The sequence below is a fragment of the Lentimicrobium sp. L6 genome (genome assembly GCF_013166655.1).
Lineage (GTDB): Bacteria > Bacteroidota > Bacteroidia > Bacteroidales > UBA12170 > UBA12170.
The window spans coordinates 1-14,522 of sequence record NZ_JABKCA010000100.1; the positions used below are offsets into that span (position 1 = coordinate 1).

Sequence of the window (14,522 nt, forward strand, 5' to 3'; positions counted from 1 at the left end):
GCTTACGCTTCGATTAAATTACACGAGACTTAAATGGGTAACCCTATTATTTTATTTCATGATTTTGGAGAAGCTGAACTTCTAAGAGAAGGTGATATAAAGATAAATTTTGATTGAATTCAGTATTTAAATTTAGTAGACAAGAAAATACTACTTCCAGCTAGCTCAAGTTTGCGTGTAAAATTCCACTACCAGGAGTTAGTAATTAAAAATTCGTGAAATATTATAACTCATTTAAGATTCCATTCGGGCATTCGTGGCAAAAAGACATGACCACATAATCATTTTGTATTAAAAATTAATATACATTTGTGACCACCAAGTCACATTCATGCCGAAACAAACATTTTTCAAACTCAAAGAAGAGAAAAAAGAGGCCATCATTCAGGCATTCTTATTCGAATTTAGTCATCACTCTTATGAGGATGCTTCTATAACAGCTGTTGTCAAGAAGCTTGGAATTGCCAAAGGAAGCATTTATCAATATTTTGAAGACAAACTAGATCTGTTTCTTTATCTCAAGGAAGAAAGCGAACAAACCAAGATGCAATACATCATGCATCTAAACAGAGCCAACTATCCCGATTTTTGGAGCTATTATCGCGAACTTTATGTTCAAGGAATTAAATTTGATGAAGAACATCCTCTTCAAAGCCGTTTCCTCTACCACATCAACTTCCTAACAAGTTCAACAGCTATAAAAGAATTGGCTAAAAGCTGGAAAGAAAAAGCATTAGTCATGATGCAAGCCATGATTAAAAAAGAAATAGAGGAGGGGCATTTTAGAAACGATGTGCCTTTATTATCAATGGCTCACTTTCTATATACCATCAGTATTAGTATTGGTGAGTATATGGAGAGAATACATCAGGTTGATGTGGGCAAGAATTTAGATCAGGAACTCCCCTTATTGCAAGGAACCCAAGAGTCCTTATTAAAATCCATTGATGCCTATATTATTTTACTAAAACCTTCATTCAACAAATCATGATCAAAGTCAAAAACCTAGATTATAGCTATCCAAAAGGAGAAACTCCAACTCTAAAAGGGCTAAATTTTGAAATAGAAAAAGGAGAAATATTTGGTTTTCTTGGGCCAAGTGGCGCTGGAAAAAGTACTTGTCAGAAGATCCTCTATAAAATCATTGGTAATTATAATGGGGAAATCAGTATCGACAATAAAGATTTAAAAGAATGGGGTCGCGATTATTTTCAAGATATTGGAGTGGGTTTTGAATTGCCCAATCATTACGGAAAACTCACTGCTTTGGAGAATCTTCAATTATTTTCCGCCTTTTATTCCTCCAAAAAAGTGCAGAACCTAAACTCCTTATTAGAAATTGTTGGATTAGAAAAAGAAGCGAACAAGCCAGTAGATTCCTATTCAAAAGGAATGAAAATGCGATTGAATTATGTGAGAGCCATTATGCATAATCCGAATATCTTGTTTTTCGATGAACCTACTTCGGGTTTAGATCCAATAAATGCACAAACCATCAAACAACATATCCTCAGCTTAAAAAATCTAGGTAAAACCATTTTCATCACCACTCACGATATGGCCACTGCTGATGAACTCTGTGATAGGGTTTCATTTATTGTAGATGGAGAAATCATCATCACCGAAAAACCGGCAGATCTAAAACTCCAACACGGTAGGGACCTGGTAAAGGTAGAATTGAAAAATGGAAAGAATGCAGAATTCCCTTTGACTAAATTGGGAGAGAATTTGGAATTCGGTAAGTTTATAAAGGAAAAAGAAATTCTGAGAATACACACTCAAGAAGCAAGTTTAGAGGAGGTTTTTATAAAAATAACGGGCAAAAACTTAAAATAATGAAGAGCTTTATCACTCAAATCCGTTGGCAATTTGTCATTTTATATAAGAACAACCTGATTGCCATTAGCATTGCTGTTACAGCCATTTATGCGCTCATCTTCTATTTGATTAAAGATCTACCAAATGTAGAACCCTTTTTAACGCTACTAATTTACATTGATCCAGCTATTATTGGGTTATTCTTTATAGGTTTAAGTGTGATTATGGAACATAACGAAAATGTATTGCCTGCTTTATTCGTGACACCTGTTTCTTATCATCATTATTTACTCTCTAAAATCATAGCACTTTCTATAGTGGGTTGGGCTTGTGCCAGCGGAATGACATTGGCTATCCTGGGTTTTGATGTTCAGTGGTTGCATTTTTCGGCTGGAGTATTTTTTACTTGCATCATATTCAGTTTGCTGGGTTTATTTGTGGTGAGCTTTACGACCGAATTCTTAAGCTTTATGCTTAGATCTATCCCACTCATGTTAACATTCAGTCTTCCTTTATTCAATTATTTTGGTCTAAGCGATATTTCCTTATTCCAGTTTTCTCCCATTCAAGGACCACTTGACCTAACTGTTTTTTCTTTTGATACTCAAACTGAAATATGGCCAATAATCTGGGCTTATCTTTCTAGCATCATCTGGATACCCCTCCTCTATTTTGTGGTTTATAGAACCTTTGTGAAACGAATAATAAAAGCAAGCTAAATGAAAAATCTCCTTTTACTTTCCATCACAGATTTTAAGCTGATATTTCGTGATTCCAGTTTACGTATATTCTTAGCTATGCCACTATTGATTATAGCTATGGTGCTATTTGGATTGCCTGCTCTTATTGAGGAATACCCTATTGTTCAGCATTATGCTTCCTATATATTGATGGGGGCCAGTTTACAAACCAGCACCATGTTTGGCTTTATATATAGCATGGTTCTTATCCATGAAAAAGACATACAAGTGGCTAAAGTTTACGGGGTATTACCCGTTTCAAAAATGGGTTTTATCGCAAGCCGACAAGTGATTCCATTTACTCTCTCTGCGCTTGTCACCTTTCTACTCCTCCAAGTACAATCCTTCTATATCTTTAAAATAGAGGATGCTATTTTGTTTTCCCTACTTTGCGGCTTATTTGCTCCTCTTCTCAGCCTTTCTGTGACTTTGTTCTCAAAGAATAAAATGGAAGGAATGACTTGGTTTAAGCTTATGAATCTATTGGTTTCTATACCCTTGGTTGGTTTTTTTATTCCATGCTGCGCTTGGGCTTTTGCTATTATTCCTACTTATTGGGTTTTTGAAACTCTGAACAGTATGGCTTTGGGAGAAATGATTCTAATGCCTATTATAATTGGTTTTGGGCTTTCCATCGGCTTACTTTATCTTTTAATATGGCGCTTCTCAAAATCACACTTCTCCTAAATTTAATTTCATAAAACTCATATATAGTATCACTTAGATAAATAAATCAACAGAAAAGGCAAGGGGTTTTAGTATTTATTGTAAATTTGACCAACTTAATCTCTTATGAGAAATAAGCGAACTACAAAACTAATGACACTAAATACGATACTATGAAAAAGACTATTTTTCTAAGCCTTATTCTTGCGTTTGCACTTTTTTCTTGCAATGGCCCAAAGCCCAATAAAACTAACATATCTGATGCCATCAGAATAAATCAGATAGGATATTATCCTCATTCTGTTAAGGAATTTGTTTTGGCTGATATTGAAGGTGAAAGCTTCGAACTTCTCAATGCCCAAAAAGAAGTAGTTTTCTCAGGAAAGCTAATCCATAAAGGCACATGGCAGGCATCGGGTGAAAAAGTAATGATGGGAGATTTTTCCGAATTTAAAACACCTGGGAATTATACTATTCTGATAGATGATGAATTAGCATCATATCCTTTTGAAATAAAGGAAAACCTTTACCAAGAAGCGCTCCATTCTGCTATTAAAAGCTATTATTTTCAAAGAGCTTCCATGGCTATTGTTGAAAAACACGGAGGTGAATTCGCAAGAGCAGCTGGGCATCCAGATGACAATTGTACTTATCACCCTTCAAGTGGAAGAAGTGAAGGAACATTAAACTCTCCAGGAGGATGGTACGATGCAGGAGATTATGGTAAATATATTGTAAATGCTGCTTTATCAACTGGGCAAATGTTATATTTAGTGGAGCAATATCCCGAAGCCATTAAAGATGGAGCCTTGAATATTCCTGAGAGTGGAAATTCAGTAAGTGATTTAATGGACGAGTTAAAATACGAGTTAGACTGGATCAGTACTATGCAAGATAAGGATGGCGGCGTTTATCATAAACTAACGGCAAAAGGTTTTAGCGGTTTCATTATGCCTGAGAACTATGACCTAGAGCGCATGATTATAGGAAAAGGAACTGATGCTACATTAAACTTTGCTGCTGTTTTGGCTCAAGCTTCTCGTCTCTACCAAACTATTGATCCCGAATGGTCCTCAAAAGCTTTAGCCTCCTCAAAAAAAGCCTGGAAATGGGCCATGGCTAATAATGATATAGCTTATAGCAATCCTGAAGATGTGAGTACAGGCCCTTACGATGATGATATATTTGAAGATGACTTTTATTGGGCTGCAAGTGAATTATTCATTACTACAAAAGACCAAAAATATTTAAATTATATTTTAGAATACCCTCAAGAATACCAACACCAGCTTACTAATTCTTGGAAGTTTTTTATTAGAAATAATGCTTTTCACTCTTTATTGGAAAACACAGATTTGATAAACCTAGAACTCGCACAAGAATTAAAACAAAGTCATTTGAAATTAGCGGATGGTATTTTAGCTCAAATAAAAGAAAATCCATATCAAGTCGCCTTGGAAAGATACGAATGGGGTTCTAATAGCGATGTACTCAATCAAGCTATGATTTTATGTGTGGCCCATAGAATTTCTGGAGAGGAGAAATATTTGATTGGTGCAGAGCAAATCAACGACTATATCTACGGAAAGAATGCAACAGCCTATTGTTTCTTAACTGGTTTTGGTTCTAAAAGAGTGATGTTCCCTCACCACAGACCTAGTGGTGCCGATGGCATTGAAGATCCTATTCCTGGTTTTATCATAGGTGGACCAAACGCTCACCGTCAAGATAAATCACAGGTGTCCTATACTTCAGAATTTTCAGCAAAATCTTATATGGATGTGGAAGCTTCTTATGCCTCTAACGAAGTTTGTATCAACTGGAATGCTCCTGCAGTTTATGTTTTAGCCTATCTTCAAGAGAATAGAAAATAACCCATAAAACTAAACAAGATGTATTCAATGATAAATATCGAGGGTAAAACAGCCCTCATTACTGGCTCCAGTAGAGGTGTCGGACAACAAATCGCTCTAGGATTAGCAAAAAAAGGATGTCACATTATTCTTCATGGAAGAAAAAAAGACAGCTGCAAAACAAGTCTAGAACTTTTGAAAAGGTATCCCATAAAGGTTGATATAGTTTATGGTGAATTGTCGGAGGAGTCGCAGGTGAAAAATATCATTAAGCAGGTAAAGAATTTGAATGTAAAAGTAGATATCTTGTATAATAATGCTGCCATCATGAGTCCTTATCATCAAGACTTTTGGAAGCACAGCTGGGAAGAATGGTCTGCATCCTTCACGGTAAATGTGATGGCCATGTATAGCCTTTGTGCAGCTTTTATCCCAGATATGATGGAACAAAACTTTGGGCGTGTGATTAATCTGACTTCTGGAATTAAAGATGAACCTGAATTGGCTCCATACGGTGCCTCCAAGTGGGCAGTAAATAAACTTACTGACGATATTGCCTCAAAACTGAAAGACACCGCTGTTAAAATCAACACTCTTGATCCAGGCTGGCTACGTACAGATTTAGGTGGAGAATTTGCTGACCATCCTGTAGAAGCAGTTTTACCCGGTGCATTAGCGCCTGCTTTAATAGGTGATGACGGCCCCAATGGACATTTTTTCTCAGCCATTGACCATCATATGAAATAGCTTGCCAATAAATAAAAAGACAGTATTTTATTGCTCTATTTTGACCATTTAGTTTTATCATTTAAGAATTTCACTCGGACCATTTCCTAATTTATAACAAAATTAAATAAGAAAGATATTGGTGTTCTGTTACTTAAATAACAGAATTTTTGTTGCTATTTAGCTTCATGAATAAACAGAGGAAACAGAATGGTTTTAATTTAGTGATTGCTTTTGCAATTCTCTGGGTTTCCTTTGCCTCTATTATTCAGTTTCACGTGGAGAGAATGCATGGAGACCATGTATTTGAAAGTTTAGCATTTATTAAAACTGAGAATAAAACCTTCTCCAAAAAAGATACTACCATTGGTTTAAAAATAGATTTTCATTCTAATGTTTTTGCTTCAGAAACTAGTATTAATAAAAATATACATACCGCTTATACTTTATTGACTAGTCTAAATGTTTCTACACCTGCCAAACAGGTATACATAGACACCCGATGCTTGCGGGGACCCCCAGCCATCCTTTAGTTTATTAGATCTTTTAATATTCCTGAAACCCCTTCTGAATACCAATTTGGTATCAAGTGATAGGTTTGTATACCCAAAATATTAAAAGATCAATTTCTTAGTCCTTAAGAAATCTCTGTGCTAGAAAATGGACCAATAAAACCATCATTCTTAGGTCACGGACCATCAGAAGTATTACCTGATAAATTATTGTTAATAAAATAACACTATGAAAAGCATTATTGCATTTTTGTTGAGCTCAACTATATTACTAGTTGCTCTACAGGGAATAGCACAAAGCACGATTGAAATTGTTGATATCGAAACTCTAAAACCCATTCCTTATGCTCATTTGAGCTTCGAGTCCATACAAACAAAAAAGAAATCCTATTCCATTACTTCTTTAGAAGGCAAATCCGATAATAGTGTATCTGAAAAGAGCATCATCGTCATATCCTTTACTGGCTATAAAACTGTTCTAGATACCATTTTACCTGGAGAGGATAAGAAATACAAATTAAGTACTGACCTCATGAACCTCGATCAAGTAGTTGTGACCGCAACTCGAACTTCTAAAAAACTAAAAGACGTTCCAGTAATCACACAGCTATTATTAGCAGAAGAAATTGAAAGTAGAGGAATCACAGAAATAGGATCTTTACTAGAGGATGAAGTCCCTGGTGTAGAAATTCATCAGGCTGGTTATGGAGCAGATATTAAAATACAAGGCTTAGATGCCAACTACGTTCTTTTTTTAATAGATGGTGAAAGAATGGCTGGAGAAACAGAGGGAAATGTTGATTATAGCAGAATTAATATGAACGATGTGGAACGCGTAGAAATAGTAAAAGGAGCCTCCTCTGCATTATATGGTTCTCAAGCTATGGGAGGTGTTATCAATATCATCACTAAAAAACCCAATAACAAAGTTGAATTTAGTTTAGGTGGCAAGTATGGGGAGATGAATCAGACAAGCTATCCAGATTTAAAATCTAATGACGACTTCTACTTCTATAAAAGCAAATTAGATCTACCCAATTTAAATCTTCATGGTACTTTAGGTTTCAACTTGAATAAATTCATGTCCAAGACTAATTTTAATATTAAAAGCTCCGATGCTTATATTTTAACTAGTAGTGATTCATTACATAAGGATTATGTAGATCATGATTTAAAAGGAGTAGAACTACCGACCATGCATATCCCCGGAAATGAAGACTATAGTATTTCACAATTATTCGAGTACCAAGTGACTGATAAGTGGCGGATGAGAGCAAATGCTAATTACTATAAACATAATATCTACGATTTTAAAAAAGACAATATTTATGATGGATATGAGGATTTTAATTTCGGATTAAAATCTATTTTTAGTTTTTCTGAACTATCTAACTTAGAGCTCTCTTATAATGATGATACGTATCATAAGTATGAAGTAAATGAAAGAATAGATTGGAAGAACAAACTATATAATCATCATTTTTATAATCCAAAAGCTATTCTTAATCAGCGTATCAATGAACAGCACTTTTTAACTGTAGGATTAGAAGATCTGGCTGAAGAACTGGCCACAATGATGTTTTCAAGTGCTATTGATTCATTAGTTAGTAAATCCTCAAATACCATCATTGCCTATGCACAAGATGATTATCAGATAAACTCAAAATGGAATATGATTGGAGGATTTAGGATGGACCACCACAGTACATATGGCACTCATCTCACTCCAAAACTATCTATGATGTATAAACTGATTCCTGTGACTTTTAGAGCGAATTATGCTATGGGATTCCGCTCCCCCACACTTAAAGAACTGTATATGGATTGGTCTATGTTAGGCATGTTCGATATTAAAGGAAATGAAAATCTAATCCCAGAAACCAATAATTACCTCTCCTTTTCAGCAGAATATACACGTTCTGTTTTCAACATTAGCGCAAATTTTTATCAGAACTGGTTTAAAAACAAAATAGGTGGCTATTGGTCTTTTGATGAATATGGTAAACAAGTATATAATTATACCAATATCGACAAATCCCAAATGCATGGACTAGAAGTTTTGTTTAAATATAATATTAAGAGAAATTTCTTTATTTCTGGTGGATATAGCTATATCAAAGATTCACAAGAAATGAATAATAAGAGTATATCTGCCATATCACCACATAGTGGAAACATCAGGTTTGAATACACCTTAACCAAGCGAATTTATCAGCTAAAGGTCAATCTCACAGGAAAGTTTACGGGAGCAAAAGACTATTATGAGTTAGACGATATTGAAGTAAATGGACAACAGGAAGTTGGTTCCTATTTAGCCCATTACGATCCTTTCTCTATGTGGAAATTCACCATCTCTCAAAGCTTTCATAATGGTATTTACTTAGTTATTGGGGTAGATAATATCTTTGACTATAAAGCTCCAATCGTTAGCAATAATAGTAGCCTTTCACCTGGGCGAAGAGGCTATATCAGCCTTAATTTAAAGGTCGACCATTTATATAGAGAATTTCGTTCTCTCATTCAGAAATAATAAAACAGACAAATAAAAATCAATCAAAAACAACAAAACAATGAAAAATTTTAAATTAGTATTTATAGCTTTAATTAGCTTAGTGATGGTGAACACTTCTTGTACAAAAGATGAAGATGAGCAAGTAACACCTCAATCAGGAGATTTAAAAACAGGGGATGTTATTTTAAGTAGAAAAACTGATTATGGAAACGATTGGATTTACTATTCATTCGAAGAAGGAAAAGAAGTAGACTCAACAAATCACAACACTTCTTTAACTTGGGATATTGCTTTTAATCGTTATAATGTAAGAACCAATGGCGGTGAGTCTGGGAGTGGACAAGGTGGTGCTTATGATGCTGGCGAAGTAGACTTTACTTCAGTTCTAGAAGCTAATGAAACAGGTTATATTGTGGATGATACTATTTTAATAGTGGAAGCCTTTACTGGTCAAGGAGTGGAATATATGACCTCTACTGGTAACGACGCTTTTAAAGGATGTATTGAGATGACTCACGGAAACCAAGGTCCTAGCTATGAAGCCAACGATCATGTTTATGTGATAAAAACTGCCAATGGCAAATATGCAAAAGTTTGGATTAAAGGATATTATAGCGAAGGTGGAGCTTCTGGTTTTATCAATATGAAATATGCTTTTCAAGCTGGAGATGGCAGAAAATTTGAATAAAGCATTTTTTTAAGTGTAGAAGTAAATTGGGACTCATCTTTTCATAAAGGTGGGTTCTTTTATTTATGAAAAAACAATAGCGTCCTATTAATTATTAAAGATTCCTCGCTGCGCATCGGAATGACAGGTGTTTTGGTAACTCATAACTGAGATTCCATATTAATCGTGATGATTTAATGAGGAAGAAACCTAAGCAATTAATAAATTACAACCTCGAATATCGCTATTGTCAAAACGACCTAGTATCTGAAATTCGTTGGGAGCGGTTATTTTACCTAAATCTTGTGTGGCTAGAAAGCTGACAGAATGTATATTGGCTAAATCAATAATATTGATAGCGCCACTTTTACCCTCCTCCAAAAGGCTGAGCGGGTCATTCACATCTCTAATCATGATTTTCATCCAAGGTGGACAGCTGAAAATACCATCGCCTTTGCTATAAGCTTGACTCAGTAGCTCCGTCATACCATACTCTGAATGTATTTTCTCTACTCCAAAACCCTTCCTAATTATCTCGTGTAACTCTTCCCTTACCATTTCCTTCCTTCTTCCTTTCATTCCTCCGGTTTCCATGATGGTTAGATTTGGGCAATCGAAGTCTTGCATTTCCACCAAATCTAAAAGAGCATAACTCACACCCAAGAGCATGACTTTTTTAGGACTGCTTTTCAGTTGATGAAGTTTTTCTATTATTTTTGAATAATCGTTTAGATAGAATCCACTATCTTCACTCTTTGAAAGCTCAATCAGATGGTCAGCCATATAAACCAAACTGCTATCTCCATTCTCTAAATAACTCGGAAGTAGGGCTAGGAAAATATAGTTGGTAATTGGGCCATAGAAATACTCAAAACCTTTTATAAAGCTCTCTTTATACACTTTAGCCGATTTTACAAAATGCTGACTTCTCTGCATTCCCGTTGTCCCAGAGCTTTTAAACAATAACTCGGTCTTCTCGTTCTTCGCTAAAACCTTATAATCTTTAAAAAACTCTATGGGCATAAATGGAATATCGGCTAATTTCCCTACCTGTTGTGGCTTTATTTTCAAAGCATCCACAAAGGATCGATACACTGGAATTTGCTGATATTGCTTCTGAAACAGCTGCAAACTCAGCTTTTTGAATTCCTCCGAACTGTGATTGTTAAAAAGATTGATGTTTCCCATTCGATTGCAAAAATAACTAGAAAGGAAACACAACAGTACAAAAAAAATCCCATAGGAAAAATCCTACAGGATAATAACATTTATTGGTTAACTAATAGATGCATGTTGTGCAAATGCATCTGAAAGAGAGTTTGTGTGATTCTCTTTCGCTTTCAATATGTTATATTCAATGGTTTATGCGAATACTACAAAATGAATTGAAGTATTTGTAGCTTAGACCCCAGTTTAAAATAAAAGGTTGTCTATGGTTTTATAAATATTTTTGAAAGAACAATTCTAAATTAAGTAATCAGCCATTTTTTTTGATTTTTGAGGAATCTATATCTTTCTTTTATTCCTATCTTTGCCGACGATTCAACATAGTTATAAATACTTAATTATTAATGTATTAGGACTTAAACAAACCATATTATGAATTTTATTGAAGGGCTTAGAGAAGAAGCCAAAAAGAACATCCAAAAAATTGTACTTCCAGAAGGCAATGAAGAAAGAACTTTAAAAGCAGCTGATTATGCTATTGCTCATCAAATTGCCGAAATTATTCTAATTGGAAATCCAACTGAAATTAGAGAATTAGCCCAGAAATATGACTTAACAAATCTTGAAAAAGCTCAAATTATCAATCCTAATAACTTTGATGCTTTTGAAGAGTATGTTGATTTACTATTAGAAATCAGAGGAAAGAAGATTAAAAGCAGAGAAGAAGCTGAAAAACTAGTTCGAAATCCTCTATACCTAGCTACACTATTGGTTAAAAATGGTAAAGCAGATGGAGAAGTAGCTGGTGCTGAAAATTCAACTGGCGATGTTTTACGTCCTGCCTTTCAAATTGTAAAAACCTTACCTGGTATTTCTGTAGTGAGTGGTGCTTTCTTTATGGTTTTCGAAAATAAAGAAATAGGAGACAATGGTATTATCACTTTTGCTGATTGTGCTGTTCATCCTAATCCTACTGCAAGCGAATTAGCAGAAATTGCTGTGGCTAGTGCTCGTACCACCAAGGCTATTGCAGGTTTAGAGCCTCGCGTAGCTCTTTTAAGTTTTTCTACCAAGGGAAGCGCCAAGCACGAAATGGTAGACAAAGTAGTAGAAGCTACAGCCATTGCACAAAAGATGGCTCCAGAATTTAAAATCGATGGCGAATTACAAGCAGATGCAGCTATCATTCCTGGTATTGGAAGTAAAAAAGCTCCGGATAGCGAAATAGCTGGACGAGCAAATGTATTGGTTTTCCCAACTCTTGAAGTTGGAAACATAGCCTATAAATTAGTGCAACGTTTAGCTGGGGCAGAGGCAGTAGGTCCAGTATTGCAAGGAATGGCAGCACCAATCAACGATTTAAGTAGAGGTTGCTCAGCTGATGATATCATCAATATGATTGCGATTACCTCTCTACAAGCGGCAGACAAGTTTTAATAAACACATAAAAAAACATATAAATATATTTCAATGGCTGAAACATTAGCAGATTTTGCATTAGGCAAAAAAATTGTACAAGAAGGAAGCCTTCAAAAGGTTGGAGTTGTTGGAGCCGGAACCACCGGACAACAAATTATTCGTCTTGTAAGCAAAGCCGGGATCGACGTAGTTTTCGTGGATGTTAGCGAAGAGAGAGTTCAACAGATTTTTGACGCTCTAGATAAGCAATTGGATGAAAAAATTAACCGTTGGGGTTTAACCGCAGGAGAAAAAAGGGCTATGCTAAGCCGTATTCAAGGCTCAAGCGACTTCTCTATCCTTAAAGGCAGTAATATTGTTATCGAAACCATTCACTCTAAGAAAAAAGGAACTAGCTTAGATCTTAGAAGAGATGTTTTCAAGAAAATTGAAGCCGTGGTTGATGAAAAAACAACTATAGTATCCAATACAGCTACCTTAAATATTTCTGAGATTTCTGAGGTATTGGACATCCCTGAAAGGGCCATGGGATTACATTTTATTCTTCCAGTAGATCAAGTAAAAATAGTAGAAGCGGTAAGAACCATCAAAACAGATGACAGAAGCTACGACTGTATTACTAAATTCATTAGAATGGTAGGTAAAGAAATGGTTGAAGTACAAGAATCTCCTGGTAATATCAGTACTCGTATGATTGTCCCATTAATCAACGAAGCTTGTAGCATCCTTTTAGAAGGTGTTGCTTCAGTTCCTGATATCGACAAAACCATTAAACATACAACAGGTTATCAAACTGGACCTTTCGAATTGGCAGATAATATGGGCCTCGATAAGGTATTGAAATGGATGGACAATCTATATAGCGAGTTTGGTGAAATCAGATACAAGCCTTCTCCAATCATTAAGAGATTGGTAAGAGCAGGCATGGTTGGTCGTTTGTCGGGCGAAGGATTTTATTCTTATCCTAATGGCAAGCGCACACCAAAAAAAGGAGATATTCAGCATTTAGGTCGCATTTCATAAAAAACCAAGAAAATGAAAATTATTGTATTGAACTGTGGAAGTTCATCTTTAAAATATCAATTATTCGACATGCCTAGTCAAAGGGTGATAGCCAAAGGTTTGGTAGACAAAATCGGTCTTAAAGGTTCATTGATTAAGCACGAAATGGAGGATGGTACAAAAGCCACTATTCCTGGTGAAATCATAGACCATAAGCAAGGTATCGAATATTTATTAGGCATTCTTTTAAGTAAGAAATATGGCTGTATGAGCAGCCTCGACGAATTAAAAGGCGTGGGTCACCGTGTGGTTCATGCTGGTGAAAAATTTGGTGGTTCTGTTAGAATTAATGATGCAGTTATTCAAGCATTAGAAGAAACTATAGATTTAGCTCCTCTTCATAATCCTCCAAACTTAGATGGTATTTATGCCATCACTGCTCTACTACCAGAAATTGAACAGGTTGGTGTTTTTGATACTGCTTTCCACCAAACCATGCCTGACTTTTCTTATTTATATGGTGTTCCATATTCTATGTATGAAAAGCATGGTGTTCGTCGTTACGGATTCCATGGCTCTAGCCATAAGTTTGTATCCTTAAAAGCTGCTGCTTTATTAGGCAAAAAACCTGAGGAGGTTAATGTGATTACATGCCACCTCGGTAATGGAGGCTCTATTGCTGCGGTTAAACAAGGAAAGTCTTTAGATACCAGTATGGGAATGACTCCTATTGAAGGATTAATGATGGGAACACGTTCTGGTGATTTAGATGTTGGAGCCTTATTCCATATCATTAAGAAAGAAGAATTAACCTTACCTACTGCTAATACTTTGATCAACAAGTTTAGTGGAGTTTTGGGAGTAAGTGGAGTTTCCTCTGATATGAGAGATGTGGAGATTGCTGCTGAAGGCGGACACGAAAGAGCACAATTGGCCTTGAAAATGTATCAATACCGCGTTCGTAAATATATTGGTTCTTACGCTGCTGCTATGGGCGGTGTTGATGCTATTGTATTCACTGGTGGTATTGGCGAAAACGACTGGGTAACCCGTCAGGAAGCTACTTTAGGACTTGAGTTTATGGGTGCTGAATTAGACAAAGAAATTAATACCAATTTAAGAGGAAAAGAAACCATCATCTCTACACCAGAATCTAAGGTGAAGATCATGTTGATTCCTACTAATGAGGAATTGGTGATAGCTTCTGATACCTTTGATATCATTGATAAAGGAATCGACCAACTATAAAATTGTTCTAGGCATTCAATAAAAAAAAGAGTTCATTGCAAAGTAATGAACTCTTTTTTTTATTTCATTTAGGGCTTATCTTTTGCTCCATGTCTTCGTTGGAATCTTCTTCAAAATCCTCATTTACAAGAGTAAACTAAGACCGTTGCATAACACCATAATTCTTTCAATGACCCTAATTTTTCATTTTTT

At 35.5% G+C, this 14,522-nt stretch carries 13 protein-coding genes; 12 read left to right on the forward strand and 1 reads right to left on the reverse strand.

Annotated features, from left to right (window positions below; genetic code table 11):
* Nucleotides 1–331 precede the first annotated feature (331 nt).
* From HNS38_RS18335 to HNS38_RS18375, 9 genes are all read left to right on the forward strand, one after another.
* The gene (locus tag HNS38_RS18335) at nt 332–991 is read left to right on the forward strand and encodes a TetR/AcrR family transcriptional regulator (protein ID WP_172276207.1); all 660 of its coding nucleotides are present in this window, start codon (nt 332–334) and stop codon (nt 989–991) included.
* Complete coding sequence (locus HNS38_RS18340; RefSeq protein WP_172276205.1) at nt 988–1,836, forward strand: ABC transporter ATP-binding protein; 849 nt, start codon at nt 988–990, stop codon at nt 1,834–1,836. Before HNS38_RS18335 ends, HNS38_RS18340 begins: the two co-directional genes overlap by 4 nt.
* Nucleotides 1,836–2,537, forward strand: a complete 702-nt coding sequence (locus tag HNS38_RS18345; RefSeq protein ID WP_172276203.1) for a hypothetical protein — start codon at nt 1,836–1,838, stop codon at nt 2,535–2,537. Before HNS38_RS18340 ends, HNS38_RS18345 begins: the two co-directional genes overlap by 1 nt.
* On the forward strand, nt 2,538–3,245 hold the full coding sequence (locus HNS38_RS18350) for a hypothetical protein (protein ID WP_172276201.1): 708 nt from the start codon (nt 2,538–2,540) through the stop codon (nt 3,243–3,245).
* A gap of 152 nt (nt 3,246–3,397) precedes the next feature.
* Nucleotides 3,398–5,098: a glycoside hydrolase family 9 protein gene (locus tag HNS38_RS18355; protein ID WP_172276199.1), complete on the forward strand. Its 1,701-nt coding sequence runs from the start codon at nt 3,398–3,400 to the stop codon at nt 5,096–5,098.
* A 27-nt stretch (nt 5,099–5,125) separates the two neighbouring features.
* On the forward strand, nt 5,126–5,824 hold the full coding sequence (locus tag HNS38_RS18360) for an SDR family oxidoreductase (protein ID WP_172276334.1): 699 nt from the start codon (nt 5,126–5,128) through the stop codon (nt 5,822–5,824).
* Nucleotides 5,825–5,991: 167 nt separating this feature from the next.
* Nucleotides 5,992–6,336 carry a hypothetical protein gene (locus HNS38_RS18365; RefSeq protein WP_172276197.1) on the forward strand — a complete coding sequence of 115 codons (345 nt, stop codon included), beginning with the start codon at nt 5,992–5,994 and terminating at the stop codon, nt 6,334–6,336.
* Between the two features lie 208 nt (nt 6,337–6,544).
* Nucleotides 6,545–8,845 (forward strand): TonB-dependent receptor, encoded by a 2,301-nt coding sequence (locus HNS38_RS18370; protein WP_172276195.1) that lies wholly within the window; start codon nt 6,545–6,547, stop codon nt 8,843–8,845.
* A gap of 40 nt (nt 8,846–8,885) precedes the next feature.
* Complete coding sequence (locus tag HNS38_RS18375) at nt 8,886–9,515, forward strand: HmuY family protein (protein WP_172276193.1); 630 nt, start codon at nt 8,886–8,888, stop codon at nt 9,513–9,515.
* A gap of 189 nt (nt 9,516–9,704) precedes the next feature.
* Here the strand turns inward: HNS38_RS18375 and HNS38_RS18380 are convergent, their stop codons facing one another.
* On the reverse strand, nt 9,705–10,682 hold the full coding sequence (locus HNS38_RS18380) for an acyl transferase (protein WP_172276191.1): 978 nt from the start codon (nt 10,680–10,682) through the stop codon (nt 9,705–9,707).
* Nucleotides 10,683–11,093: 411 nt separating this feature from the next.
* On the opposite strand from HNS38_RS18380, the gene pta reads away from it, so the two are divergent.
* From pta to HNS38_RS18395, 3 genes are read left to right on the forward strand one after another with little or no spacing between them, the layout of a single operon-like run.
* Nucleotides 11,094–12,098: a phosphate acetyltransferase gene (pta, locus tag HNS38_RS18385; protein ID WP_172276189.1), complete on the forward strand. Its 1,005-nt coding sequence runs from the start codon at nt 11,094–11,096 to the stop codon at nt 12,096–12,098.
* Nucleotides 12,099–12,131: 33 nt separating this feature from the next.
* Entirely contained in the window at nt 12,132–13,103 is a 972-nt protein-coding gene (locus HNS38_RS18390) for a 3-hydroxyacyl-CoA dehydrogenase family protein (RefSeq protein WP_172276187.1), read from the forward strand.
* 12 nt (nt 13,104–13,115) lie between these two features.
* Complete coding sequence (locus HNS38_RS18395) at nt 13,116–14,330, forward strand: acetate/propionate family kinase (RefSeq protein ID WP_172346862.1); 1,215 nt, start codon at nt 13,116–13,118, stop codon at nt 14,328–14,330.
* Nucleotides 14,331–14,522: the final 192 nt, after the last annotated feature.